This window comes from Janthinobacterium sp. SUN176, from assembly GCF_030587335.1.
GTDB classification, from domain to species: Bacteria; Pseudomonadota; Gammaproteobacteria; order Burkholderiales; family Burkholderiaceae_D; genus Janthinobacterium; species Janthinobacterium kumbetense.
Map to the genome: position 1 here is coordinate 3,559,635 of NZ_JAPWIA010000001.1, position 25,048 is coordinate 3,584,682.

At 56.4% G+C, this 25,048-nt stretch carries 23 protein-coding genes and 1 tRNA gene; 15 read left to right on the forward strand and 9 right to left on the reverse strand.

Features of this window, described 5'->3' with window-relative positions; all coding sequences use genetic code 11:
- Positions 1-5 precede the first annotated feature (5 nt).
- The 9 genes from O3299_RS16065 to O3299_RS16105 all read left to right on the forward strand — a co-directional run bounded on the left by O3299_RS16065 (position 6) and on the right by O3299_RS16105 (position 10,660).
- Complete coding sequence (locus tag O3299_RS16065; protein ID WP_305062696.1) at positions 6-1,268, forward strand: glycosyltransferase family 4 protein; 1,263 nt, start codon at positions 6-8, stop codon at positions 1,266-1,268.
- Positions 1,261-1,953, forward strand: a complete 693-nt coding sequence (locus O3299_RS16070; protein WP_289898819.1) for a DapH/DapD/GlmU-related protein — start codon at positions 1,261-1,263, stop codon at positions 1,951-1,953. Before O3299_RS16065 ends, O3299_RS16070 begins: the two co-directional genes overlap by 8 nt.
- Positions 1,950-3,089, forward strand: a complete 1,140-nt coding sequence (locus O3299_RS16075) for a glycosyltransferase family 4 protein (protein WP_305062697.1) — start codon at positions 1,950-1,952, stop codon at positions 3,087-3,089. The genes O3299_RS16070 and O3299_RS16075 overlap by 4 nt, the downstream gene beginning before the upstream one ends.
- Before the next feature lie 62 nt (positions 3,090-3,151).
- Positions 3,152-4,363: an O-antigen ligase gene (locus O3299_RS16080; RefSeq protein ID WP_251351715.1), complete on the forward strand. Its 1,212-nt coding sequence runs from the start codon at positions 3,152-3,154 to the stop codon at positions 4,361-4,363.
- A 1-nt stretch (position 4,364) separates the two neighbouring features.
- Positions 4,365-5,438, forward strand: coding sequence for a DUF1972 domain-containing protein (locus tag O3299_RS16085; RefSeq protein WP_099666663.1), 1,074 nt, complete (start codon positions 4,365-4,367; stop codon positions 5,436-5,438).
- The gene (locus O3299_RS16090; RefSeq protein ID WP_305062698.1) at positions 5,422-6,399 is read left to right on the forward strand and encodes an SDR family oxidoreductase; all 978 of its coding nucleotides are present in this window, start codon (positions 5,422-5,424) and stop codon (positions 6,397-6,399) included. The genes O3299_RS16085 and O3299_RS16090 overlap by 17 nt, the downstream gene beginning before the upstream one ends.
- 10 nt (positions 6,400-6,409) lie before the next feature.
- Positions 6,410-6,970, forward strand: coding sequence for a sugar transferase (locus O3299_RS16095; protein ID WP_305053064.1), 561 nt, complete (start codon positions 6,410-6,412; stop codon positions 6,968-6,970).
- 100 nt (positions 6,971-7,070) lie between these two features.
- Positions 7,071-9,017 (forward strand): nucleoside-diphosphate sugar epimerase/dehydratase, encoded by a 1,947-nt coding sequence (locus tag O3299_RS16100; protein ID WP_305062699.1) that lies wholly within the window; start codon positions 7,071-7,073, stop codon positions 9,015-9,017.
- A 404-nt stretch (positions 9,018-9,421) separates the two neighbouring features.
- Positions 9,422-10,660, forward strand: a complete 1,239-nt coding sequence (locus O3299_RS16105) for a lipopolysaccharide biosynthesis protein (RefSeq protein WP_251351718.1) — start codon at positions 9,422-9,424, stop codon at positions 10,658-10,660.
- 213 nt (positions 10,661-10,873) lie between these two features.
- Here the strand turns inward: O3299_RS16105 and O3299_RS16110 are convergent, their stop codons facing one another.
- Positions 10,874-12,424 (reverse strand): DEAD/DEAH box helicase, encoded by a 1,551-nt coding sequence (locus O3299_RS16110; protein ID WP_305062700.1) that lies wholly within the window; start codon positions 12,422-12,424, stop codon positions 10,874-10,876.
- Between the two features lie 375 nt (positions 12,425-12,799).
- On the opposite strand from O3299_RS16110, the gene O3299_RS16115 reads away from it, so the two are divergent.
- Entirely contained in the window at positions 12,800-13,018 is a 219-nt protein-coding gene (locus tag O3299_RS16115) for an oxidoreductase-like domain-containing protein (RefSeq protein ID WP_305062701.1), read from the forward strand.
- A gap of 12 nt (positions 13,019-13,030) precedes the next feature.
- Here O3299_RS16115 and O3299_RS16120 read toward each other — a convergent pair whose 3' ends face one another.
- Positions 13,031-14,716 carry a methyl-accepting chemotaxis protein gene (locus tag O3299_RS16120; RefSeq protein WP_305062702.1) on the reverse strand — a complete coding sequence of 562 codons (1,686 nt, stop codon included), beginning with the start codon at positions 14,714-14,716 and terminating at the stop codon, positions 13,031-13,033.
- 550 nt (positions 14,717-15,266) lie between these two features.
- Between O3299_RS16120 and O3299_RS16125 the strand changes: the two genes are divergently transcribed.
- On the forward strand, positions 15,267-15,986 hold the full coding sequence (locus O3299_RS16125) for a Crp/Fnr family transcriptional regulator (RefSeq protein WP_035828139.1): 720 nt from the start codon (positions 15,267-15,269) through the stop codon (positions 15,984-15,986).
- Positions 15,987-16,054: 68 nt separating this feature from the next.
- Complete coding sequence (locus tag O3299_RS16130) at positions 16,055-16,660, forward strand: glutathione S-transferase (protein WP_305062703.1); 606 nt, start codon at positions 16,055-16,057, stop codon at positions 16,658-16,660.
- 11 nt (positions 16,661-16,671) lie between these two features.
- Here the strand turns inward: O3299_RS16130 and O3299_RS16135 are convergent, their stop codons facing one another.
- Positions 16,672-17,088, reverse strand: a complete 417-nt coding sequence (locus tag O3299_RS16135; protein WP_305062704.1) for a GFA family protein — start codon at positions 17,086-17,088, stop codon at positions 16,672-16,674.
- A gap of 120 nt (positions 17,089-17,208) precedes the next feature.
- Here O3299_RS16135 and O3299_RS16140 point away from each other — a divergent pair, with 120 nt between their 5' ends.
- Positions 17,209-17,703: a DUF4265 domain-containing protein gene (locus tag O3299_RS16140; RefSeq protein WP_305062705.1), complete on the forward strand. Its 495-nt coding sequence runs from the start codon at positions 17,209-17,211 to the stop codon at positions 17,701-17,703.
- 7 nt (positions 17,704-17,710) lie between these two features.
- On the opposite strand, the gene O3299_RS16145 is transcribed toward O3299_RS16140, so the two are convergent.
- Together O3299_RS16145 and O3299_RS16150 are read right to left on the reverse strand one after the other, a co-directional pair.
- Complete coding sequence (locus tag O3299_RS16145; RefSeq protein ID WP_305062706.1) at positions 17,711-18,244, reverse strand: DUF2947 family protein; 534 nt, start codon at positions 18,242-18,244, stop codon at positions 17,711-17,713.
- Positions 18,232-18,957 carry a pyridoxine 5'-phosphate synthase gene (locus O3299_RS16150; RefSeq protein ID WP_251351727.1) on the reverse strand — a complete coding sequence of 242 codons (726 nt, stop codon included), beginning with the start codon at positions 18,955-18,957 and terminating at the stop codon, positions 18,232-18,234. The genes O3299_RS16145 and O3299_RS16150 overlap by 13 nt, the downstream gene beginning before the upstream one ends.
- 131 nt (positions 18,958-19,088) lie before the next feature.
- On the opposite strand from O3299_RS16150, the gene O3299_RS16155 reads away from it, so the two are divergent.
- Positions 19,089-19,802 (forward strand): YjjG family noncanonical pyrimidine nucleotidase, encoded by a 714-nt coding sequence (locus O3299_RS16155; protein ID WP_305062707.1) that lies wholly within the window; start codon positions 19,089-19,091, stop codon positions 19,800-19,802.
- 97 nt (positions 19,803-19,899) lie between these two features.
- Positions 19,900-20,376 carry a DUF2726 domain-containing protein gene (locus O3299_RS16160; protein ID WP_305062708.1) on the forward strand — a complete coding sequence of 159 codons (477 nt, stop codon included), beginning with the start codon at positions 19,900-19,902 and terminating at the stop codon, positions 20,374-20,376.
- A 16-nt stretch (positions 20,377-20,392) separates the two neighbouring features.
- Here O3299_RS16160 and O3299_RS16165 read toward each other — a convergent pair whose 3' ends face one another.
- The 4 genes from O3299_RS16165 to rpoD form a co-directional block, all read right to left on the reverse strand.
- Positions 20,393-20,728 carry an FKBP-type peptidyl-prolyl cis-trans isomerase gene (locus O3299_RS16165; protein WP_305062709.1) on the reverse strand — a complete coding sequence of 112 codons (336 nt, stop codon included), beginning with the start codon at positions 20,726-20,728 and terminating at the stop codon, positions 20,393-20,395.
- 93 nt (positions 20,729-20,821) lie between these two features.
- Positions 20,822-22,015: an AAA family ATPase gene (locus tag O3299_RS16170; RefSeq protein WP_305053075.1), complete on the reverse strand. Its 1,194-nt coding sequence runs from the start codon at positions 22,013-22,015 to the stop codon at positions 20,822-20,824.
- A 386-nt stretch (positions 22,016-22,401) separates the two neighbouring features.
- Positions 22,402-22,480: transfer RNA gene (locus O3299_RS16175), tRNA-Ile, on the reverse strand.
- A 108-nt stretch (positions 22,481-22,588) separates the two neighbouring features.
- Complete coding sequence (rpoD, locus tag O3299_RS16180) at positions 22,589-24,829, reverse strand: RNA polymerase sigma factor RpoD (protein WP_099666644.1); 2,241 nt, start codon at positions 24,827-24,829, stop codon at positions 22,589-22,591.
- Positions 24,830-25,048: the final 219 nt, after the last annotated feature.

Consider the following 25,048-nt stretch of genomic DNA (forward strand, 5'->3'; position numbering starts at 1 on the left):
TTTTTATGACAAAAATAAATACACCGAAGAAGAAGATACTCATTGCCGCTTACGCCATCTCACCGTATTCAGGCTCCGAATTTGGCGTAGGATGGAACTTCGTTTCCAAGCTGAGCGCGTTTTACGACATTACCGTGCTGTACGGAACGTCCGGTGTCTGCATGGGAAATCATGAGGCGATGCTTCAATATCGCCAAAGCAATCCAGACGATGGCGTCAACTATGTGTATGTCGAGCCGAACCGATTAGTGCGTTTGTTCGACTGGATGAATCGTTCGATCACCCCCCTGTTCTTTTCATTTTCTTACATGTTGTGGCAACGCCAGGTACTAGCCACCGCAAGAAAAATGCAGGCAAATGAAAATTACAGCCTCGTGCACCAACTGAACACGATAGGATTTCGGCATCCGGGTTTTCTGTGGAAACTCGATCTCCCCTTTGTCTGGGGGCCGGTCGGTGGAAGTTCGAACTTGAACGATATATTTTTCCCTATATTGGGCAAAGGAAACTTTCTTCGGCACAAGTTGAGAAACTGGACAAATAGCTACTTCCTGCAATACTCGGCACGCGTCAAAAATGCGGCAATGGCAGCAAAGGCAATTTTTTCGGCCACCTCGGCTGATCGCGATAATCTCCAGCATTTTCTGCATGTGGATTGCCAGATCATTCGTGAAAACTCGCTCTTGAATCTACGGGAGACGATCAAGCCGACAGGTGCAGAGGTGCAATTTGTCTGGGCGGGCCGCATCGACGAACTCAAGGCTCTGAACCTCGTGCTGAGCGCCCTGGCGCACTTGTCCGGACGACAGGACTGGCGCTTGCACGTCATCGGTGACGGACCGTGCAAAGCAGTGCTGCAGACCCAATCCACGGCGCTGAAACTCGATGAGCGGATCATGTGGCATGGACAGGTGCCGCGCGAGCAGGTGCTCGACATCATGCGTGAAGCCGATGTCCACGTCATGCCGTCTATGATGGACAGCAATCCCACCGTATTGCTGGAAGCGTTTGAAATGGGCTTGCCCAGTATCGCGCTCGACCAGTTTGGCGCACGTGACCTGATAACAGCAGAAACTGGCTTCAAGGTAACGCTCAACACTGTAGAGGGCATCATTGAGCAGATGGCGGACCACATGGCATTTTGTCTGAACAATCATGCGGCGCTCGATCACATGAAAACCAATGTCCTGCAGCGCCAGGCGGAACTGCACTGGGATGTGACAATACGTCAGGTGCGCGACATTTATGAAAAGGTGACGCATGAGTGATTTTTTTTCAACGCTGGCGTCACGCGCAAGAAAAGAGAAATTCGCCATCGATCCGGACGTTCCCAAGGCCTATCTGCTGCGTTTTTTCGCTGGCAAGGTCATTGACCTCTTGCGCGGCATTCTCGTGTTTCGACGCCTGAACGCGCGCATTTTTGTCGGCAGGAAGACAGCGATTTTGTGTACCTCGAAAATCCGTACCGGCCGCTTCATCAAATTTGCATCCGAATGCCATGTGGATGCCCTGTCGCGCGATGGAATTCATCTGGGGAATAATTTTTCCCTGGGACGTGGTGCATCCATTGAATGCACAGGATCGCTGGCCACCCTGGGCAAGGGGTTTTCTGCAGGAAATAATGTAGGAATTGGTTCCTTCAGCTTCCTGGGCTGTGCGGGCGGCATCAGCATCGGTGATGACACCATACTGGGTAATTTTGTCAGCATGCATTCTGAAAATCACAATTTTGAGGACAGCGGCGTCCCCATCCGTCTGCAAGGCGTCACTCAGCAAGGCATACGCGTAGGGAACAACTGCTGGATCGGCGCCAAGGCCACCATCCTGGACGGTGCCGAGATTGGCGACAATACCGTGATTGCCGCCGGTGCGGTCGTCACTGCGGGGAAGTATGAAGGCAACGCCGTATATGGCGGCATTCCGGCACGTAAATTAAAATCACTTATCGCATGACGCACATACCTCCCGTCTCCTCAGCGGAGTCCGTAAAAATCGACCTGGTGTTCTGCCATTTGCTCAATGACGCATCCGGCAGTCCGCGGGTACTGCGAGGCACCATCCGTGCATTGGTTGACGATCCCGCTCGCGCGATGCTCTTTGTTGGCTCCCAGGGTCGTGGCGTCCTGGAAACGTGCGGCATTCCCCTCAGCCGATATTGGTACCACCGTTCGCGGTTGCGTATCATTACTCTCTGCAATCTGCTACTCAGCCAGATATTTCTGCTGTTCTCCTTGCTCTGCCAACGCAACATCGCCAAGGATGCTGTGATTTATGTGAATACCCTGCTGCCTTTCGGTGGAGCGCTATATGGCAAGCTCACCGGGCGCAAGGTCATCTATCATGTCCATGAAATATCCATAGAACCCAAGCCCTTGCGTCTGTTGCTCTGCACGATCGCGCGCATGTGCTCGGCCTACAATATTTATGTGTCGAAGTCGCACGCGGAAGCCTTGCCTATCGCCGACGTGCCGGCCGTGCAAATCTACAATACGCTCGACGCGGACTTCACGGCGGTCGCGGCGCAAGCCAGCTATCAACCGCGTCACGATGGCATCTTTAAGATACTGATGCTGGCATCGCTGCGCGATTACAAGGGTGTGCCGGAAATGGTGGCGCTGGCCGCCGCGCTGGCCGACCGCAAAGACGTGCAATTTGAATTGGTGGTCAACGACGACCAGGCGGCCATCACGCAATATTTTGCCCATATGCCGATAACGCCCAATCTGCGCGTATATCCGCGCACCGACAATCCCGCCATGTTTTATCAGCGCGCTGGCATGCTGCTCAACCTCTCGCGCGTGGATAGCTGGATTGAAACCTTCGGACTCACGGTGCTGGAAGGCATGGCTTTTGGCCTACCCGTGCTTGTACCACCATTGGGCGGGCCGGCAGAGCTGGTAAACGACATGCAGGAAGGATTTCTGGTCGACTCACGTGACTTTGCACTGTTAAAACAAAGAACGCTGGCCCTTGCAGACGATACCGCCCTGTGCCATGCCATGTCGAAAGCGGCACGCGCCAGGGCCGAGAACTTTTCACAAGAGAAGTTTTCCCAGGCGCTCAGGGGGCTCGTGGGGATGCTGAGATGATGCGACCAATACACTTGCCTTCACTGTAAAGACGTGCTCCATCCAATATCACGGGAAATAGTTTGTTAATCGGTAAAATAATCCACACGCCACGTCAGATCGGTGCACCCTCGCAACTACTGTTCTGGGGCCTCCTGCTATCTGTACTTGCTCTCTTCTTCAGTTCCAACTATCTCAAACTGGGCAGCCTGTTTTTGACGGCGCTGTATATCGCGCTACCGGTAAAAAAAGTATGGCGCTATCGCGGTGAGAAGCTGGAACTCTACTTGTTACTACCATGCATCATTGGCCTGCTCTTTGCATGGAAAAACCAGCTGGCCGATACGGTTCGGGATATTCTATTCTTTCTGATTCCGTACATTTACTTCATGGCAGGGAAAAGATTTTTCAAGCAAGGTGGGAATATCCGCCAGCTGATTTTTGGTTATTCGAAAATATACTGCGTCATATTTTTTCTGCTGCTGGGTTTCTTCTGGTTTGAGATGGGTTTTATCGGGGTGCTGCAAATACGTGATTTTGTCAGCCCCGGCAGCTTCCTGCTGGTTTACTGCATTGTCATGCTGTATGAAAAACGAAAGTCCTGGAAACAAGTATTGCACAACCCCTGGTTTATCGCGGTACATGCCGTTTTTCTCGCTCAGTTTTCGCGCACCTATGTTCTCATCCTGGCGGCTTTTTTTCTTCTCTCCGGCAGAAAAATCATCGACGCCAAAATAATGTGGCGCGCCTTGGCCCTTTTCATTCTTGCCGCTGCCGTTGCAGGCGCCTTTGGCCTGTATGATTTGATCGGTGAAACACTGCACAAGGCAATCTCAGAACTGCATTTTAATGAAGAATGGACTCAGGAGGACATCGGCACCAGCTATCGCGCCTACGAAATTTTTGCGTCATTTCGCGAATTCAAGAACTATCCCGTCCTTAACGAGATTTTTGGCGGCGGATTCGGCGCATTAGTGCATCTCGATTTTCCAGTTCCATTGGGCGGTGCCGAATATTCGGAAATTCCATGGATGCACAATGGCTATCTGTACATTCTCGTCAAGAGCGGCCTGGCTGGCCTGCTGTGTTATTTCATTTTTTTGCTGAAAATGTTCAGGCGTGCCAAACACTGCACGGCCCCCCATGGCAGGATGATGATACTCGGCAGCATCGCGGGACTGTTGCTGTCCAACATGGTCATCTGCGGCATCTTCAGCAATGAATCCGTATTTTGTTACATCGTGTTAGGTTATTTCTCAAGTTTTCTTGCAACAAAAAAAACAGGTTCACATTAATATGAAAAAAATCGCTATCGTAGGTTCCGTCGGATTACCAGCCAAGTATGGAGGATGGGAAACACTTGTCGACCACCTGACGGCGCACTTGTCCACTTCCTTCGATTTCACCGTGTATTGCTGTGCTGAAAAATACCCGGAGAAGCTGGCAACCTATAATGGCGCCAAACTGGTCTACATCAACCTCGATGCCAACGGCATGCAAAGCATCATCTATGACCTGTGGTCGATGTTGAAAGCCATCCGTTATGCCGATACGATCGTGGTCTTGGGCGTTTCCGGCTGCGTCTTCATGCCTGTGCTGAAGCTCATATCGCGCAAAAAATTTGTCATCAATATTGATGGCCTCGAGTGGCGCAGGGCCAAATGGAGCGGCTTTGCCAAATGGTTCCTGAAACTATCGGAATCGGCCGCCGTACGCTATGCCGACCAGGTCGTGACGGACAACAAAGCGATCCAGGACTATGTCAAAACGCAATATGGACGCGATAGCGCACTGATCGCCTATGGTGGCGACCATGCTGTACGTCCACAGCGGGATGATGCCATATTGGCAAAATATGAGCTCGATCGCGTGAAGTACGCATTTAAAGTATGCCGCATCGAGCCTGAAAACAATATCGACATGATCATCGAGGCATTCGCCAGCGCCCCCACGATGGATCTTGTCATCGTGGGCAACTGGGACAATAGCGAATATGGCAAGCAATTACGGCAAAAATATGCCGGAATTGCCCATTTGCATTTGCTCGACCCCATCTACGATCACACTATCCTGAATCAGCTACGCGCTGCCTGCCAAGTGTATGTCCACGGCCACAGCGCTGGCGGAACCAATCCTTCGCTGGTCGAAGCGATGAGCCTGGGCTTGCCGGTGCTTGCCTATGGCTGCATCTTCAACCGCGAAACCACCAACCAGCAGGCTTATTTTTTTGACACGTCTGCAGAATTAACTGAACTGCTGAACAGCCTGACCGAGGCCAAGTTGACGCTCTTGGGACATCAGATGAAACAATTGGCGGATCAATTGTATACATGGAACAGAATTTCGAGCGGCTATGCAGACATCTTTTAACCCCCGCAGTTTTCTCGTGACGGGTGCCTCGGGCTTTGTCGGCCGGGCGCTGACACAGCATCTTGGCGTCCAGGCCGGGACGCGCGTGGTGTGCGCAGCCCGTAGCCACATCCCATGCGCGGCGCCAAACATGACGTTCTTCCAGTGCGACGATGCGCTTGAAACACAGGATTGGCGCGCGGTGCTCGATGGTGTGGAGGTGGTCGTCCATCTTGCGGCCAGGGTCCACGTCATGCGCGACACGGCAGCGTCTCCTGCGGACGAATTTCGTCGTATCAACGTGCAAGGCAGCATCAATCTGGCCCGCCAGGCAGCGGATGCCGGCGTCCGCAGATTCATCTTCATCAGTTCGTTAAAGGTGAATGGCGAGCAAACGCTTCCTGGTCGCCCGTTCCAGGCCAGTGATGCAGCGAATCCACAAGACCCCTACGGCACGTCCAAACACGAAGCCGAACAGGCCCTGCTGGCCATTGGTCGCGAAACGGGCATGGAAATCGTTATACTGCGTCCACCGCTGATCTACGGGCCTGGCGTACGCGCAAATTTTGAACGATTGATGCGTTTGGTACAGCGCGGTGTACCATTGCCACTCGGCGCCGTACACAATGTCCGCAGTATGGTTGCACTGGATAATTTTGTTGATTTGATTGCGCTCAGTACATGGCATGCACAGGCACCGGGGAAAATATTCCTTGTGTCAGATGACCACGATGTCAGCATTGCACAGTTACTGCGCATGTTGGCAAGCGGCATGAAAAAACATATTTGGCTGATACCCGTTCCTCCCAGCCTGCTTGTGGTGTTGGCGCGCCTGGCAGGAAAATCGATGGATGCGAGCCGCTTGCTTGACTCATTGCAAGTAGATATTAGCGAGACCAAACGCATGCTGAACTGGCAGCCCCCCCATGCAATGCAGGACGCCATCAACAAGACGGTGACTTCTTTTACTTCAAAACAATAAAAATACTCCAATGAAAAGATTATTTGATTTCGCCCTTTCTTCCGTAGTGCTGCTGGCCTTTGCCATCCCGATTCTCATCGTCGCCATACTTGTCAAGCTCACCTCCCCAGGGCCTGCCATTTACTGGTCGGACCGGGTCGGGGTGCGCAACAAGATTTTCCGCATGCCAAAGTTCCGTACGATGCGTATAGACACACCGGCCGTGGCAACGCACTTGCTCACGAATCCCGGGCAGTTCCTCACGCCGATAGGCTCCTTCCTGCGCAAGTCCAGCCTTGACGAGTTACCGCAATTGTGGAGCATCCTGCGCGGCGACATGAGCTTTGTCGGGCCCCGTCCCGCCCTGTTCAACCAGCAGGATTTGATCGCGCTGCGGACAGAATACGGCGTCGACCGCATACTGCCAGGCCTGACCGGCTGGGCGCAGATCAATGGCCGCGATGAATTGCCGATTCCGGAAAAGGTCAAACTCGATCTGGCCTATATGCAGCAGCAATCGTTCTTCTTCGACTTGAAAATTATCCTCCTGACGGCGCTCAAGGTAGTACGCCGCGATGGCGTCACGCATTGATGAGTTTTACATTGGAAACAGTATTGTTTTTGCGATATTCCAACGGTTTGCAGCAAAGCCAACGCTGCCCTTATCCTTTCTAAAGTAATTATTCGTCAAAATGAAACTAATTATTGATTTATCACGATTCAAGAAACAGCTCATTGCTGTTACTGCTGATTTGATATTCTTGCCATTGACCTTTTGTCTGGCGATTATTTTGCGCTACGATGTCGTTAACCTGAACTTGTTCCTCAGCTATTTCTGGATCATCGTTGCGGCCCCCATCGTCGCCATCCCCATCTTTATCAAAATTGGCCTGTACCGCGCCGTCATCCGCTTCATCGATCAGAAAATCGTGTATGTGGTCGTCTTCGGTGTCACGCTGTCGGTTGCTGTTTTACTGGCACTGGCGGGGCTATTGACGCATATGGCAGGAGTCTCACGCGGCGTATTCGGCATTTATTGGGTAAGTGCCTTGACCTACGTGGTGGCCAGCCGCTTTCTCGCACGGGGTGTGCTACTGCACCAGATGGGACGTCGCTATACGCGCGTCGCCATCTATGGCGCGGGCAAAGCGGGCGTGCAACTGGCCAGCGCCTTGCGCGCAGGCCGCGAGTACATGCCAGTGGCGTTCATCGACGATATGAAAGAATTGCGCGATGCAACTATTTCTGGCATTAAAGTCCATCCGTCCAATGCGCTGGCCGACGTGATCGAGAAATATGGGGTTAACGAGATACTGCTGGCCATGCCTGCCTTGAACAAAGGCGAACAGAAAAAAATCCTCAATAGCCTTGAACACCTGAAAGTCAAGATCAAGGTTACCCCGCCGGTGGAAAGCCTGGTCAGTGGCGAGTTACGCGTGCAAGATGTCCGCGACATCGAAATTGAAGATTTGCTGGGCCGTGACCAGGTATCGCCCGATCTGTCGCTGATATCCAGTTGCATTATCGGCAAATCCGTCATGGTCACGGGCGCTGGCGGCTCGATCGGTTCCGAACTGTGTCGCCAGATCATCCGATTGAAACCTGCCCGCCTCGTCTTGCTGGACATGTCCGAATTTGCCCTGTATTCCATCAAACAGGAGTTAAAAGGCATCAATGAAGGATATGAGCTGGGCGTCGACATCCTGCCCTTCCTCGGCAGCGTGCTCGATACCGAAAAATGTCAGCGCATCTTGCAATCCTTCTCGGTGGAGACGCTGTATCATGCGGCAGCCTACAAACACGTGCCGTTGGTGGAGCATAACCCCGTAGAGGGGGTACGCAACAATGTCTTCGGCACGCTCAGCATTGCCAAGGCGGCAATGGCGGCCCATGTCAAATATTTTGTCCTGATTTCCACGGACAAGGCGGTACGGCCGACCAATGTGATGGGCACGACCAAGCGCCTCGCGGAACTGATTTTGCAGGCATTTACACGCGAACAGAGCCACACACGCTTTTGCATGGTTCGTTTTGGCAATGTCCTGGGCTCGTCTGGTTCGGTCGTTCCCCTGTTCCGCCGACAGATCGAGGCCGGTGGTCCCATCACCCTGACACATCCGGAAATCACGCGCTATTTCATGACCATTCCCGAGGCCGCCCAACTTGTGCTGCAAGCCGGCGCCATGGGCACGGGCGGCGATGTGTTCGTTCTTGACATGGGCGAGCCCGTGAAGATCATGGATCTGGCTGAACGCATGATCCATTTGAGTGGCCTGGAAGTGAAGAGCAAGTCGGCACCGGACGGAATTGAAATACAGCATGTAGGTCTGCGCCCCGGAGAAAAGCTCTATGAAGAGCTATTGATTGGGGGCAATGTGGAAGGCACCGAGCATCCCCTCATCATGCGGGCAGAGGAATCGGAAGTGCCTTGGCAAGATTTGAAAAAGATCTTGGAGGAAATGGATCTTGCATGCAATGACTTCAATTTCGAGGCGCTACGCAATCTGCTGCTGCGGGCAGTTCACGAATATGTACCGCAATGTGGTATCGAAGACCTGATCTGGTCGGAGCAGCGGCGTCGACAGGCTACCGCGGAAGATAAGTCGCCACCACTCAAGGATAGTAATTTTTTGATATGATCCGGGCGACCGACTGAAGCCTGCCTCAAATAACAATGGGGCGGGGAATATATGGGTAACGAGACAAGAAAGCTAACAAATTGTAACAAATGCCTATTTTCACGTCTCCCATTATTCCCCTATAATATTTTGTGAAAAAATCTGCTCTCCGAAAAATGAAGCTCGCAATATAAGAACCAACATCGATTATTGTCCTTGGCACATTTTTTTCACTCAATAGCAATCAAATTGTTCCTCAAGAATAACCGTAGAGAACTCATGCCCCTCAGGTAATGCATACCGCGAAATCGTATTCGCCCGGCATCCTCAGGCAGGACTGAGCGACATGGCAGACTAGCCCTTTGAAACATCCTCGCCACTTTTATCTTGAAAATGGCGAGCTGGAAAATTAAAAAAGAGAACTTATGGAAAAGCATGACGAATTGAATGAATCGGAAGTTTACGTTGAAGATGATGACTTCAATTTGACAAATTTCCTCACTATCTTATGGCAGTCGCGTGGCGTTATTCTGGCGGGAACCGCCTTGGTGGCGATACTCGGCACATCCAGCGCCTTATTCCTTGGCAAATACCAAAGTGAAGGTTTTTTACAGTTCGGCGGCGCCATTCCCGAGAAAAAAATAGAGAAAGATGGAAAGGAAGTCAAAGAACAGGCGCCCGGTATCGCTTTGGCTGACTACAAGCGCTTTTCATCGCCATTAAACACCAGCGAACGCTTTAATGAATTTGTCAGGCAAAACAATATAGAGAATGACCCTACTGTCATCGCGTTGAGCCAGACATTTGCCGCGCGCGGGGGGATTGCCAAGGTGATCGAACCGATCTTTCCGTTCACCAAGCTTGATGCCAAAGAATTGATGAGCAGCACCAAGGATGCTGACAACAATGTCATCGCCGTTTCCATCAACTACGCGGCCAAGACACCGGAAAGCGCGCAACAAGCGGTGAGCTTGCTTGGCCGATATACAGTCGACACCATTGTCTACATGATTTATACGGATATTTTGCGCTTTAAAAATTCCGAAATTTCCGCTGCCATTACCAAGCTGGATAATAAAATCATTGAAAACAAGGAAAAAATCGACTCGTATCAGCGCAAAGGCGTCAGGCTCAAGCAAATCGTGACGCGCTATCCGGACGCTGCCAGCCAGGCTTCCCGCCAGCTTGTATCAATCACCGAAGATACGGCGCGCTACCTGTCGCCGCTCAGCCAGCTGATGACCAGCGAAGTCGAGATTACTGAAGCGAATGAAGCCATCTACAAGGCAAAGCGGGAACAAAAGCAGTATATGATACTCGCAGAGTATTATGATCGCGCGAAAGCATTGGCCGAGAGCACAAAATCTGGCGAAGCCATTCTGCGCGGACTGGAACCAATCAAGAAAACCGTCTTTAGCGGCAAGGATATGGAAGACGAAACGATCAAGGAAGTCTATAACAAGATCAGTGTCGATAATAGTTCCGCCATTAGTCTCTATCTGGAAAAAACACGCTTTATTGCTGGCCCCAGCTTGCCCAAGAATCGGACAACCCGTACCTCAGTTGCCCTGCTAGGCAGCCTGCTGGCAGGCTTGAGCATCTCCATCTTGTTCGTGCTGGGGCGTCGTTGGTGGCAGAATAACCGTCAACAGCTGCAAGGCTGATTGCGGTAGTACAACACGCACGCCGGCGCCACCAACTGGTTCGACAGCCGTCAATATCCGGCGGCCACGACCATCTCAAGGCCGGCGGTAGCGTCTCCGCCTCTTCATCATAAAAAAAACCCAAAAAGTGCGCATTGAACTTTTTGGGTTTCATTCATCAATTCAGGCACTGTTGCTACCCGAACGACCATGGGTAGCAGTCAGTCGCGACAGTCAGCTCTTCAACAAGCCACCCAGCAACGCCGCCACCTTCTGCTTCGGCTTGGCCGCGGCAGGCGCCATGCTGGCGGCAGCCGGGGCTGCTGCCTTGGCGGGCTCATACGGCTTCAGGAACCAGGGATCGGCCTTTTCGCGGCGGGCGCCGGGACCAAAGGCGGGACGCGCACCGCGCTCGACGGAGCGGCTGTCGCGACTCTCGCCGGCATGGCGGCTCTCGGGTGCGCGCGCAGGACGCGCCTCGCCGCCTTCGCTGCGGCGCGGCGGACGGCGCTCGCTGTCGCTGCTGCGGGCAGGAGCCGGATTGAAGCCCGTCAATTCGCCGCGCTTGATGCTTTGCTTGATGAGTTTCTCGATATCGGCCAGCAAGCGCTCGTCCTTATCCGAGTAGATCGAAATGGCGTCGCCCGAGGCGCCGGCGCGGCCCGTGCGGCCGATACGGTGCACATAGTCTTCCGCGTTGTACGGCAAGTCGAAGTTGATGACGCAAGGCAAGTCGGAAATATCCAGGCCGCGCGCCGCCACGTCGGTGGCCACCAGCACGTCGATCTCGCCCTTCTTGAACGCTTCCAGCGCCGCCATGCGTTCCTGCTGGCTCTTGTCGCCATGAATCGCCGTGGCGCTCATGCCTTCCTGTTCCAGCACGCGGGCCAGGCGCGAGGCGCCGATCTTGGTATTCGAGAAGACGATGACCTGCTTCAGGTCGCGCTGGCGCAGCAGATGGGCGACCAGGGCATGCTTATCGCCTTCCGTCACCTTGTACACCACCTGCGTGACCTTGTCGGCCGTCTGGTTGCTGCGCGCCACTTCGATCGTCAGCGGATCGTTGAGGAACGTGGCAGCCAGCTTCTTGATTTCTGGCGAGAACGTGGCCGAGAACATCAGGTTCTGGCGCTGTTTCGGCAGCAAGTTGATGATGCGTTGCAAGTCCGGCAAGAAACCCATGTCCAGCATGCGGTCGGCTTCATCCATGACCAGCATCTGCACCTGGCTCAGACTGATGTTCTTTTGCTCGATATGGTCGAGCAAGCGGCCCGGCGTGGCGATGACGATTTCCACGCCACCACGCAGGATGACGGTTTGCGGCTTCATGTCCATGCCGCCGAAGACGACGGTCGAACGCAGCGGCGTATGCTTGGCGTAGGCCTTGACGTTTTCGGCCACCTGCACCGCCAGTTCACGCGTCGGCGTCAGGATCAGCGCGCGCACCGGGTGGCGTGCCGGCGACATGCTGCTGCTGGCATGCGCCATCAGCAACTGGATGATCGGCAAGGAAAAACCCGCTGTCTTGCCGGTACCCGTCTGCGCGGCACCCATCACATCGCGGCCTTGCAGCACCACGGGGATCGCTTGTTCCTGGATCGGTGTCGGATGGGTGTAGCCTTGATCGGTCAGTGCGCGCTGGATTTCAGGCGCGAGGCCAAAGTCGGCAAAAGTCAGGCTGGGAGCAGCGGATGCGGCAGGTGCTGGTGCAGGCGCAGCGGCAACGGGCGCCGCTTCAGGGGCAATCGCCGGGCTGGGCGTAGGAGTCGATTCGGTTTCAGACATAAATTTTCTGGTGTGCCTCCGCACTGCGGAAGCCATGCTTTCTCAATAAACAACATTTCGGGGCACAGGCAGCTCCGTCTTGCAAGCCATGGATCATTGTTCTTGCGGCACCTCCGTGCTCCGGGACATGCTGTAGGGCGTATGCGGGAGCGTCGAAGAGATGTGCTGCGATGGCGGCGGAGATCGCGCCGGCGGAACATCGCGCGCAGAAGATACAATATCAGTGCTGTAAACGATACCCTAATTCACCGCAACTGTACACGGAAACCGTGATTTTTGAGCAAAAAGCGTTCCAGCAAAGGCCCGCCGGGATGCCGTATGATGGCAACTTCAATGCCAGCTCCGATGCCTCTTCCGCCGCCCCCTGCCCTCACCATGCCCACCCCGCCTCTGCCCCACGATCCGCCACCGCAAGCGCCCAGCAAACCGGGCAATGACGAGTGCTGCCACAGCGGCTGCACCTTTTGCATTCTGGAAATGTACCAGGAAGACCTGGCCGCCTACGAAGAGGCCCTGAAGGCGTGGCAACAGCGCCAGCAAGCCGCGGCAGCCCCCGCCCCTCAGGGCGTCAGGAAAGCGCGCAAGCGCGCTTAATTTATTACTTAATTAAAAGCTTTCCCACTCATCCACTGGCGCAGCACGTCGCGCCGTGCTGGCCAGTTGACGCGGCGCCGCTGCCGGCGCCACGGCTGCCGGCGCCTTGACGGCGGCGGGCGCGCGCGGCCCGGTTGCAAAGGTGCTGGCCGCGTCGAGCTTGAAGATGCTGACCACGGCGCTCAGGCTGGCGGCCTGCTCCTGCATCGATTCGGCCGCTGCCGCCGCCTCTTCCACCAGGGCCGCATTTTGCTGCGTCACCTGGTCCATCTGGGCGATGGCCTGGTTCACCTGCTCGATACCGGCGCTCTGTTCGCTGCTGGCGGCCGTGATCTCGCTCATGATGTCCGTCACGCGGGTGATGCTGGCAACGATGTCATCCATCGTGCGGCCCGCCTGGTCCACCAGTTTCGATCCCGCCTCGACTTTCTCGACCGAATCGCCGATCAGGACCTTGATATCCTTGGCCGCGGCGGCCGAGCGTTGCGCCAGGTTGCGCACTTCCGTGGCGACGACGGCAAAGCCGCGCCCCTGTTCGCCCGCGCGCGCCGCCTCGACGGCCGCGTTCAGGGCCAGGATATTGGTTTGGAAAGCAATGCCGTCGATGACGGCGATGATGTCGACGATCTTGCGCGATGAAGCATTGATCGACGCCATCGTGCCCACCACTTCGCCGACCACCTTGCCGCCCTCGATGGCGATGCTCGACGAGGTGAGCGCCATGGTGTTGGCCTGGCGCGCATTGTCCGCATTCTGCTTCACGGTCGACGTCAGCTCTTCCATCGACGAGGCTGTTTCTTCCAGCGAACTGGCCTGCTCTTCCGTGCGCGACGACAAATCCTGGTTGCCGGCGGCAATCTGGCTCGACGCCGTGGCGATGGTATCGGTGCCGCTGCGCACCTGGCCCACCAGCTTTTGCAGGCTGGCATTCATGTCTTTCAGGGCCTGCATCAATTGCCCCGTTTCGTCTTGCGATTGCACAACAATATGCGCCGTCAAATCGCCGGCCGCCACCTGGCGCGCCACGCCGACGGCCGCGATCAGAGGACGCGCCACGCTGCGCGCCACCCACAGCGCCAGCAGCATGCCGATGACGACGATGCCCACCAGCAAGCCGATCAGGCTGGCGCGCGAGGCCGCATAGGTTGCGTCGGCACTGGCGCTCGAGCGCACGCCGCCATCCGTATTGATCGACACCAGTTTATCGAGGACCGTCATCATGTCCGTCATGACCTGGGCAGACGGCCCCACGGCCAGCGCGCGCGCCTCTTCCTTTTTCATCTCGCGCGACAGGCTCAGCATGGTTGCGTGCAGGCGCATGAATTCATCGTTGAGCGCCAGGAAGCGCTCGAACACTTCCTTCTCGCCCGGTTCCGAAATCAGGCTGCGGTACTTGTCGCCGTCCACCTTCAGCTTGGCCTGGGTTTCCGTCATGCGCGTTTCATTCTGCGCCATGTCGGCATCCTGTGCGGCCAGCATGTGCGCCAGTTCCCAGCGACGGAAATCGCTGACGTCGCTGCGCATGGACATGGCCGCCAGCACGCTAGGCATCCAATTATCAGACAGATCCGTCGACGCGGTATTGATGCGCGCCATGGAAAAGATCGCCGATACGCCCAGCGCGGCCGTCAACAACAGCACGGCGCCAAACGACAAGATCAGCTTGGTGGCAATTTTCAAATCAAAAAACCATTTCATGCGTTGCTTTCCTTCATAAACGGGTAAACGGGACAAGACCGCGGGACAAGACAGCCGCGCGCTGGCAAAGGCACGGCGCGCGCAGTGAGGGCAGGCTGCGGGAAAGGGAGCAGTGATGGAGAGCAAGTGCAGCAACTCATACCGGCACAAACCAAATTTCCGCAGTGCAACATTTTATCACCGTCGCGCCAGACGCAGAGTGGTTTGATCGCGGCATGCGGCCAAAGTTCGCGGATAACGCGACGTATTTTTGTCCAGGCACGGCTGTTTCCACAGGGAAAAATGCAGGAACAGGCGTAGGAGTCGGATGACACGAGGCAATGTTCCTAGCCTACATAAGCGCGTCGGCTCATCCGATGCCCGTCCGCAGCCCCCGGTTCTATAGTGGATACAAGATTCAGCACAACGCTAGCAAGCCAGAAAAGCAGCGCCATCCAACAAAATCAGAAGACGAGGCCCTACCATGTACAAAGCTTATAGCAACCTGACACCAGCAACGAATACCCATGCAGCCGTCCAGCACAACTGGCAAGCCGCTCCCGCCACGCCCATGATCAGCATCACGGGCGCGCAACAGAACGAATTGCTGCGCGCCTTGTCGCGCGCCGATCTGGAGCGCCTGTTTTGCCAACTGGAATTGGTCGCTCTGCCTGCCGGCAAGCACCTGTTCGACTGTGGCGGCAAGATTGAATACACGTACTTCCCCACCAACGCCATCGTTTCCCTGCTGTATGTGATGGAAGACGGCGCCACCACCGAGATCGCCGTCATCGGCCGCGAAGGCGTGGCCGGCGTGGTGCTGTACGAAGCCGAGCGCGCCACCTGCACGGCCATCGTGCAAACGGCCGGCTACGGCTACCGCCTGAAAACAGCCTTCCTGCGCGAAGTGTTCAATGAAGGCGGCGCGCTGGCACAATTGCTGATGCGCTATACCAGCGCCATGTTCGCGCAAATGGCACAGAACGTGGTGGGCGGCCGTCATTGCAGCATCGAGCAAAAGCTGTGCCGCTGGCTGCTCGACCGCCTCGACCGTTCGCTGTCGAACGAGCTGAAGGTGACGCAAGACACCATGGCCAACATGCTGGGCGTGCGCCGCGAAAGCGTCACCGTCACGGCCCGCAAGCTGCAGGATGAAGGCTTGATCCAGTACCGCCGCGGCACGGTCGAAGTGCTCGACCGCGAAGGCCTGGAAGCGGCCGCCGGCAATTGCTACAAGGCAGCCCGCGCCGGTTTCGAACAATTCCGCAGCGGCATCAGCGCACACAATTAAGCAGGACGCTGGCCAGCGGGCAGGCAAGCGGGTATCGTAGATACTCCTGACTACCCCGGAGACTGGCCATGAAACTGATCGGCATGCTCGACTCGCCCTATGTGCGCAGGGTCGCCATCTGTTTGCAACTGCAGGGAATTTCCTACGAGCACTTGCCGCTATCCGTGTTCCGCAACATGGATGCCGTGCGCGAGATCAACCCCGTCATCAAGGTGCCGACCCTGGTACTGGACGACGGGCAAGTGCTGATGGATTCCACCTTGATCCTGCAATATCTGTCGCTGCTGCGTCCGGACACCGCCGTCCCCGCCCTCGCCGACAGCGTGCGCGCGCTGCGCCTGACGGGCCTGGCCCTGGCCGCCTATGAAAAAGCCGTGCAGATCGTCTACGAACGCAAGCTGCGTCCGCTCGACAAGCAACACGCGCCGTGGCTGGAACGGGTCAGCATGCAACTGCATGCCGCCTGGAACGCGCTGGAACAGGAATGCGCGCACCTGCCCCTGCCTGGCGAGACGGGCAGTATCGACCAGGCGGGCGTGACCATCGCCGTCGGCTGGAGCTTCGCCCAGCTGGAAACGCCCGATATCGTCAAACCCAGCGATTACCCGGTCATCCACGCCTACACGCGCTCGGCGGAAACCCTGCCCGCCTTCCTGGCCACGCCGCCAGTCTGACGCGCCGGGGGCTATTTGCCTGCGCCGCCCGGCCCGGGTACAGCGGCGGCCGGATCGACGTGCCACCAGAGCGGCCTGACATCGTCAAACGCGTGATAGTCGGGCGCAAAGGCCGCCCGGGCAGGATCATCAAAACTGCCCACCAGCAAGGCCACCGTCGGCGCATCGTCGATGGCGCCGATGGAACTGCCGCACGCGGCGCAAAAAGCCCGGCTCGAATACTCGGAAGAACGGTATGTTGCCGGTGCACCGGCCGTCCCCGTCCAGTGCACTTGATCGCGCGCAAACTCCACCCACGCCACCGTCGGCGCGCCCGTATGCTGCTGGCAATTGCGGCAGGAACAGCTGTGCGGATTGCTGCCCTCGCCGGTCACTTCAAAGCGCACCGCGCCACATAGACAGCCGCCTGTTTGCACCACATTCTCCATCGCTTCTCCTCGTTTGCACCGTTGCGTGCCCTGCCAGCAGATACGTACCCGGTACAATATTGCCATAATCCCCCCCTGGCGCAGCCCAAAGTGCGTGGCGCCGGCACTATGAAAGAATAAATGGAAGACATCAATTGCGAAGGCTTGCCGCATATCCGCGTATTGGCAGGCGAAAACACCAGCGGCCCCGTGTATGAAACCCTGCCGGCGCGCCAGATCGACGAGCACGTCTACGAACTGCTGGCCTCGCCCGGCCTGACCCTGAACCTGGCGCGCGGCGACATCGTCAACATCGCCAACCCGCTCGCCCCCGCCGAAGTCTTAAAGCGCGGCGGCAACTTCTGCATCCATATCTACGACGCCGACGACGTGTCGCAAGAGGCAGTGGACCAGCTCGAGCGCGACGTGCAAAACCAGCTGGGCGGCACCCTGGATGGCCAGTACAAGGGCAACCTCACCTTCAGCGTGCCGGGCCACCATGGCATCTACAACGTCAACGGTCCCTTTGACGCCTTCCGCGAAGCGACGGGCGTGGAATGGTACTTCGCCAATATCTACGTCAACCTCGATGACGACGATGATGAAACCTTGCTCAACTGGTGGGTGGATAGCTAATCGCCACTCAAGAATCGGACTGCAGCTTGTCCTCGCCACCCGCCAGCGCCCCATGTGGCCGGCACCAGACGAACTTACCTGTCACTGGCTGGTACAGCAAGGGACTTTCATCGGCAATGGCCAGCAAGCAAGGCCAGCATGCGGCAAGCGCGGCGGGTGTCAGCGCATAGGCGCGCGCCCGGCTGGCCATGAACAAGACGGGTGCCGCCACGGCAGCGTGAAAGTGGGAAGCGAGAAACGCGGCCACGCGTCCCGATTGCGCCGGGTGCTCGCTGGAAACGGCGTCAAACTCGGCCAGCCAGTCCGGCCCCGATACCGTTGGCTGCAGGCGGTGTCCCTCGCGCAACTGCATCGGGTGCGTTTCATCGGGCTGGACCGACACATGACGCGCCCACAACTGCGCCGCGGCGTGGGGCGTCAGCGCTCGCACTTGCGCCAGCATCTGTGCCGACACGGAAAAATCGGCATCGAAGAACGGCCAGTCCGCGTCAGGTTGCAGCGGCCGACCAGCATCGTCGCCCAAGTCCCCTACGATTGACATATCTCAAGGTAGCGGCCCAGCACCTTGTCCATGCCCTGCTCGATGCACTCGACCACCAGCGCATGGCCGATCGACACTTCCAGGATGCCGGGAATGTCCAGGAAGCGCGCCAGGTTGTGCAGATCGAGGTCATGCCCGGCATTCACGCCCAGTCCCAGCGCCTGCGCCCGCCGCGCCGCCTGCAGATAGGTATCGAATACGGCATCGCCGTGCTCGCTGCCATGGCTTTCGGCAAACCGCTCCGTGTACAGCTCGACCCGCGCCGCGCCCACTTCGCGCGCCCATTCCAGCGCCGGGTAGTCGGCATCGACAAACAGACTGACGCGGATGCCCAGGTCATTCAATTCCGCAATGACGGGACGCAACAGCGCTGCGTGCTGCTCGATGTCCCAGCCGTGATCGGACGTCAATTGCCCCGGCATGTCCGGCACCAGGGTGCATTGCGCCGGGCGCGCACTTTTCACTATTTCCAGAAATTCCGCCGTCGGATACCCCTCCACATTCAGCTCGCGCCCCCGCTCCGCGCACAGGCGCTGCAACGGGGCAACATCGTCGTAGCGCGCATGGCGCTGGTCAGGGCGCGGATGCAAGGTGATGCCGGCGGCGCCCAGGTCGAGAAAGCGCGCGGAAAATGCGAGCAGGTCCGGGAAGTTGCGGCCGCGCGAATTGCGCAGCAAGGCGATTTTATTGACGTTGACGGAGAGCTGGGTCATGTGCGGGTATGGAATGAGGGTAACAGGTGTGGCAGCGATTGTAGCGGATCGCCCGCGCAGGGCACGACCAACCGAACTCAGCGCTACGTGCTACGATGCAAGATAGATTTCCACGCTTTCAACAACACGCCATGAAATACAAATTATTCCTGTTTGACCTGGACGATACCCTGCTCGACTTCCGGGCGTCCGAAAAACGCTCGTTCCTGCACACCATGCACGAACTGGGCTTGCGCGACGGCATCGACGGCTTGTTTTCCCAATACCAGGCGATCAACGTCGACCTGTGGAAACGTTTCGAAACGGGTGACGTGAGCAAGGATTTCCTGAAGGTGGAGCGCTTCCGCAAGACGTTTGCACTGAACGGCATCGCCATCGACCCGGAACTGGCCAGCCGGCTGTATCTGGATTCCCTGCCGGACACGGTCGTGCTCATCGATGGCGCCAAACAAGTGTGCGAAACCCTGTCGCGCATCGGCGAAGTGGGCATCATCACCAACGGCGTCGAGTCCATCCAGAACCGCCGCATCGCCGCATCCGGCCTGGGCGACTACATTTCCTTCGTCGCCACCTCGGAAGCGTGCGGCCACGCCAAGCCGGATGTGCGCTTCTTCGAATACGCGGCCAACATGGCGCGCGCATGCAGCAAGCACACTACCATCATCATCGGCGACCGGCTCGACGCCGACATCCTGGGCGCCAACCGCTACGGCATCGACAGTTGCTGGTTCAACCCGGACAGCATGGCCAATACCTCGGCCGCCATCCCTACCTATGAAGTGGCCAGCCTGCAAGACATCGTGCCGGCGCTGGACGTGATGCAGATCAACTTGAAACAGGCTTGATCTTCAACAAAGGCTGCACCTGAAATACGCCGGCAGCGGCACGAAAACACGCCGCTGTTCGCGTACCATCAGTACTCGTCCATCCTGATGCCAGCCCATGCCTTCCTATACCGTCCTGCTCGTCATCGCGGCCTTGCTCCTGCTCTTTGCCATGCTGGCCGTGCGCGGAAACGCGAAGTCCCGTGCGCCGCTGCGGCTGCACAGAAAACCCGTCATGACGGCGCGCGAGCAGCAGATGTACCACCTGCTGCAAACGGCCTTGCCGGAATGCACGGTGCTGGCGCAAGTGGCGTTTTCCGCGCTGGTGACAGCGAAAGGATGGGCGAACAGAAACCGTTTCGACCGCAAGGTGGCCGATTTTGTCCTGTGCAGCCAGCAACTGAACGTCATCGCCGTGATCGAGCTCGACGACAGCAGCCACAACGGCCGCGAACGCCAGGACAGGGAACGCGACGCCATGCTCAGGCTGGCCGGCTATGTGACCTTGCGCTATGCCACCTTCCCCACGCAGCAGGCGCTGCGCGCCGATGTCGAGCAACTGCTGCTGAAAAAAGCCGGCGTCGTATCGGCCTGATGACACCATCCAAACATCAATCGCGCGTCAGCACTTCCAGCAATTCGATCTCGAAGACCAAATTGGAGTTTGGCGGAATCAAGCCCACCTGCCGCTCGCCATACGCCAGCGCCGCCGGCACCCACAGCTTGCGCTTGCCGCCCACCTGCATGCCGTGCAAACCCAGAATCCAGCCCTGGATCACCTTGTTATTGCTCAACACGCAGCGAAAAGGTTCACCCCGCTTGTGCGACGAGTCAAACTCCGTCCCATCTTCCAGCCAGCCCCGGTAATGCGCCGTAATCAGCGCACCACGCGCCGCCGCCTTGCCGTCACCGACCACGATATCGTCCATCTTCACTTCAGTCGTCATCTCGTTTCATCCTTCATCAAAGCTCCAAGCCGCGATTGTACGACAGCACGAAAAAAGCCCCGGCAGTTGCCCGCCGGGGCTTCATCATGTTAGTTATGATTGACGATTGATAAAATGGGATAGCAGAGGTACTGCGAATGCATAGCGGCCATGTCTATTTTTAAAAATTAAGCCCGCCCCTACTAACGAAACCAACATCTGATTGACATGACTACTAGAGAATGATTTTTCCTCAGTTTCCTTCGAGACCTCCACAATTTCCTGCACCGAAAATTCATTTTCCGCATTCGGCAATTGTGCAATCAGTCGCATAAGGTCTCGTTGCCGGTCTGTCGCCCTGGCCCAACGTCCTGCAAAAAAATCCGTATCGAGCTTCGCAACAATCGATAGAAATCTAGATTCATCGACATTTTCTTTTCGCAAAACCAAATCAAATGACTCTCGACAAATAAATTGAATAAAATAAGGATATCCTCCTGAAACCTCACAAATTCTTTCAATCCCATTTTCGGTAAATTTTGCAGGAAAGTTTTCAATAGGCTTTGTAATGGCATCACGACAATCCTGCACTTCCAGTCGATTTAGCGTCACAACATGAAACATTCTCTCTGCATAAGTCCGTGCCTCAACCAGCTTTGGAAAGAGAGTAGGCAGCCCAGTTAGCAAAAGCATATATGGGATGCCTTTACGTTGAATCGATTGAAATAAATCTAGGAGCATAGAGAGCGGATATTGTTCTTTAGCCGCATGATCAGTTAAATTTTGTGCCTCATCGTAGGCAAATATTACCCCTCTAGAATCAGAATTCTGTATAGCGACCCAAGAAAGCTCTAGCACCGCCTTCAGTTTATCTACGATAAGGCCTGGTGTCGTATCATATATATTTTTCAGAAAATGAAAATCAAGTGTGCGAATAATTGTCGTAGACTGCTGCATGAACCCCGGCCCAGCCGGCAACTTATCTTTATAAGTAAAACCTGATGTCACAACGGCTAGGTCTGCAAGCAGCCGCGTCGCAAGATTATCTTCAGATATTGAAGCGGACTCGGAGAGGTCGGTTCCAACCCAGTACCATTTATTCATTGCTGCCGGCTTCCTGAGTTCATCAAGAAATACCGTCTTCCCAACTCCACGCAACCCAGTAAGAACAATATTAGTCAAAATTTGATCTTGCTTGAAATATTGCTCCACATCAGCTTGCTCTTTCTCGCGACCGGCAACGTATGGGGGACGATGCCCAGCACCGGGTCGATATGGGTTGACAACAACTTCAGTAGGAACACTCATTTTGACCTCCAAAAGGTAACTTTGTAAATTTAGTACAATAAATAAATTTAATCAAGGCCAGAAAGAAAAATAAGAAAAATCCGAGAACTGTCTTCTTGAAAAGCCTACACAGAGGGTGACAGGGTCAAGTCCGCCATTCAGACACAAGCTCAACAATAAACACATTGAACAACGATGATGACCTGTAGCATACTTAATTGCAAACACAAGGTCGAACGGCAGGCAAAGTGCGCAGCGCCTCTTACGCGCTCCGTACCGCTATAAAGATGAAGTTAGTGGCAATGCCGGCTAGCATGCCCGAATCACAAAACCATGAGGTGATTGTCTCGCGCATAAAAAAGGCCCCGGCAGTCACCCGCCGGGGCTTTTTCTATTGCTGCAAATTCTGGTGGGCCTCCCGTGAGTCGAACACGGCACCAACGGATTATGAGTCCGCTGCTCTAACCAAGCATGAGCTAGAGGCCCGGGGATTGCGGCGTGGCGGCGCTGTTGAAACCCGCCTCGCGCGGCCGTTTTGGAAACGGACACGCGAGGATAGGGGTATCAGGGGCGCACGTCAAGCCCTATTGGCTTCTAGTTGCCTTCCAAGAAGCTTTTCAGCTTGTCGGAGCGCGATGGGTGGCGCAGCTTGCGCAGCGCCTTGGCTTCGATCTGGCGGATGCGCTCGCGCGTCACGTCAAATTGCTTGCCCACTTCTTCCAGGGTGTGGTCGGTGGACATCTCGATGCCGAAACGCATGCGCAGCACTTTCGCTTCGCGCGGCGTCAGGGAATCGAGCACGTCCTTGACCACGCCCCGCATGGACGCGTGCAGGGCCGCATCGGCCGGCGCCAGGGTGTTGTTGTCCTCGATGAAGTCGCCCAGGTGGGAATCGTCGTCGTCGCCGATCGGCGTTTCCATCGAGATCGGTTCCTTGGCGATTTTCATGATCTTGCGGATCTTGTCCTCGGGCATCTCCATCTTGATCGCCAGGGTGGCCGGATCGGGTTCCGCGCCCGTTTCCTGCAGAATCTGGCGGGAAATCCGGTTCATCTTGTTGATCGTCTCGATCATGTGCACGGGAATGCGGATCGTGCGCGCCTGGTCGGCGATCGAGCGCGTGATGGCCTGGCGAATCCACCACGTCGCATACGTGGAGAACTTGTAGCCGCGGCGGTACTCGAACTTATCGACAGCCTTCATCAGGCCGATATTGCCCTCCTGGATCAAATCGAGGAATTGCAGGCCGCGGTTCGTGTATTTCTTGGCGATCGAAATGACCAGGCGCAAGTTGGCCTCCGTCATTTCGCGTTTGGCCTTGCGCGCCTTCATTTCACCGGCCGCCATCTGGCGGTTGATGTTGCGCAAGTCCGGCAGCGGCAAGACGACGCGCGCCTGCAGGTCGATCAGGCGCTGCTGCAGTTCCTTGACGGTCGGAATGTTGCGGCCCAGGATGGCGCTGTACGCGTGTCCTGCGTTGACTTCGCCATCGACCCAGTCCAGGTTGGTTTCATTGCCCGGGAAGACCTTGATGAAGTGGGCGCGCGGCATGCCGCAGCGGTTCACGGCCACGTCGAGGATTTGCTTCTCGATATGGCGCACTTCGTCGACCTGGCCGCGCAGGGTGTCGCACAGCTTTTCCACCACCTTGGCCGTGAAGCGGATGCCCAGCAATTCTTGCGAAATGGCTTCCTGCGCCTTGGCGTACGGTTTCGAGTTGTAGCCTTCTTTTTCGAAGGCGCGGCGCATCTTGTCGAATTGCTGCGAAATGACGGCGAATTTTTCCAGCGCCGTGCGTTTCAGGGTTTCCAGCTGTTCCGCGGAGAAACCGGCGGCGCCCGACGCGCTCGCTTCTTCTTCCTCTTCTTCTTCCTCTTCTTCCGCTTCGCCTTCTTCCTCGTCTTCTTCGACGGGAGCGGCGACGACAGGGGCGGCGGCGACCGGCTCGTTTTCATCGACGAGACCGTCGACGATTTCGTCGATCTTGATCTCTTCGTTGGCGATGCGGTCGGCGGCGGCGATGATTTCGGCGATCGTCACGGGACAGGCGGAAATGGCCTGGATCATGTCTTTCAAGCCATCTTCGATGCGTTTGGCGATCTCGATCTCGCCTTCGCGCGTCAGCAGCTCGACCGAGCCCATTTCGCGCATATACATGCGCACGGGGTCGGTGGTGCGGCCGAAGTCGGAATCGACGGTCGACAATGCGGCCTCGGCCGCAGCTTCCGCCTCGTCATCGCTGGTGACGACGGCAACGTTATCGGACAGCAACAACGTTTCCGCATCGGGCGCGTGCTCGTAGACGGCGATGCCCATGTCATTGAAGGTACCGATGATGCCTTCGATGGCTTCCGGGTCGACGATGTTTTCGGGCAAGTGATCGTTGATTTCCGCGTACGTGAGGAAACCGCGTTCCTTGCCGAACTTGATCAATGTCTTGAGTTTCTGGCGCCGGCGCTCGAGTTCTTCCTCGCTCGCTTCCGTGTCGGACGAGAAAGCGTCCTTCAGCAGCGCGCGCTCTTTCGCCTTGCGGTCCTTGGCCTTGGCCTTGTCGACGGCCTTCAGTTCGGCCCGCTCGACGGCGTTCAGGGCGGCGACTTCATCATTTTCTGGCTGGAATTCTTTTGGCTTGCGGCCGCGGCGGCCTGGCACTTTTACCGACGGCAAGACATAACCGGACGTATCGATGGCTGCCAGGGTGGCAGCGTCGGTGGTCTGGCTGACCACGGGCGCGCTGGTAACGCGCGCTTCTGGCCGGTCGAGCGCCTTTTCGGCTTTCGTGGTAACTTTAGTGGGCTTTGCAGCCGCTTTGGATTCGGGTTTCTTGATTGGCACAGGCGCTTTCGATTACACAACGACTTGCTTTACGGTGGATTAGGATAAAGTTTGCTGCCAGTTCCCTGTCTACCTGCGGGAACCACCATCTTCGAACCTGCCGACTACGCAAATTCGACACTGTTACGTTACTTACACCTCATCGGCCACGATCCGCGGGAAGCGCAGCAATTCCTGTCCACCGGCTGTTGCCAGCCGCCTCGGCAAAAATTCCTGCAT

What these genes read in the sequence shown, in the direction of transcription:
- O3299_RS16130 (WP_305062703.1), top strand. Translation starts at nt 16,055, where the DNA reads ATGAAACTGATCGGCATGCTCGACTCGCCCTATGTGCGCAGGGTCGCC.
- O3299_RS16165 (WP_305062709.1), bottom strand. Translation starts at nt 20,728, where the DNA reads ATGACGACTGAAGTGAAGATGGACGATATCGTGGTCGGTGACGGCAAG.
- O3299_RS16085 (WP_099666663.1), top strand. Translation starts at nt 4,365, where the DNA reads ATGAAAAAAATCGCTATCGTAGGTTCCGTCGGATTACCAGCCAAGTAT.
- O3299_RS16140 (WP_305062705.1), top strand. Translation starts at nt 17,209, where the DNA reads ATGGAAGACATCAATTGCGAAGGCTTGCCGCATATCCGCGTATTGGCA.
- O3299_RS16065 (WP_305062696.1), top strand. Translation starts at nt 6, where the DNA reads ATGACAAAAATAAATACACCGAAGAAGAAGATACTCATTGCCGCTTAC.
- O3299_RS16150 (WP_251351727.1), bottom strand. Translation starts at nt 18,957, where the DNA reads ATGACCCAGCTCTCCGTCAACGTCAATAAAATCGCCTTGCTGCGCAAT.
- O3299_RS16125 (WP_035828139.1), top strand. Translation starts at nt 15,267, where the DNA reads ATGATCAGCATCACGGGCGCGCAACAGAACGAATTGCTGCGCGCCTTG.
- O3299_RS16115 (WP_305062701.1), top strand. Translation starts at nt 12,800, where the DNA reads ATGCCCACCCCGCCTCTGCCCCACGATCCGCCACCGCAAGCGCCCAGC.
- O3299_RS16170 (WP_305053075.1), bottom strand. Translation starts at nt 22,015, where the DNA reads ATGAGTGTTCCTACTGAAGTTGTTGTCAACCCATATCGACCCGGTGCT.
- O3299_RS16120 (WP_305062702.1), bottom strand. Translation starts at nt 14,716, where the DNA reads ATGAAATGGTTTTTTGATTTGAAAATTGCCACCAAGCTGATCTTGTCG.
- O3299_RS16145 (WP_305062706.1), bottom strand. Translation starts at nt 18,244, where the DNA reads ATGTCAATCGTAGGGGACTTGGGCGACGATGCTGGTCGGCCGCTGCAA.
- O3299_RS16070 (WP_289898819.1), top strand. Translation starts at nt 1,261, where the DNA reads ATGAGTGATTTTTTTTCAACGCTGGCGTCACGCGCAAGAAAAGAGAAA.
- O3299_RS16160 (WP_305062708.1), top strand. Translation starts at nt 19,900, where the DNA reads ATGCCTTCCTATACCGTCCTGCTCGTCATCGCGGCCTTGCTCCTGCTC.
- O3299_RS16095 (WP_305053064.1), top strand. Translation starts at nt 6,410, where the DNA reads ATGAAAAGATTATTTGATTTCGCCCTTTCTTCCGTAGTGCTGCTGGCC.
- O3299_RS16135 (WP_305062704.1), bottom strand. Translation starts at nt 17,088, where the DNA reads ATGGAGAATGTGGTGCAAACAGGCGGCTGTCTATGTGGCGCGGTGCGC.
- O3299_RS16105 (WP_251351718.1), top strand. Translation starts at nt 9,422, where the DNA reads ATGGAAAAGCATGACGAATTGAATGAATCGGAAGTTTACGTTGAAGAT.
- O3299_RS16090 (WP_305062698.1), top strand. Translation starts at nt 5,422, where the DNA reads ATGCAGACATCTTTTAACCCCCGCAGTTTTCTCGTGACGGGTGCCTCG.
- O3299_RS16155 (WP_305062707.1), top strand. Translation starts at nt 19,089, where the DNA reads ATGAAATACAAATTATTCCTGTTTGACCTGGACGATACCCTGCTCGAC.
- O3299_RS16100 (WP_305062699.1), top strand. Translation starts at nt 7,071, where the DNA reads ATGAAACTAATTATTGATTTATCACGATTCAAGAAACAGCTCATTGCT.
- O3299_RS16110 (WP_305062700.1), bottom strand. Translation starts at nt 12,424, where the DNA reads ATGTCTGAAACCGAATCGACTCCTACGCCCAGCCCGGCGATTGCCCCT.
- O3299_RS16075 (WP_305062697.1), top strand. Translation starts at nt 1,950, where the DNA reads ATGACGCACATACCTCCCGTCTCCTCAGCGGAGTCCGTAAAAATCGAC.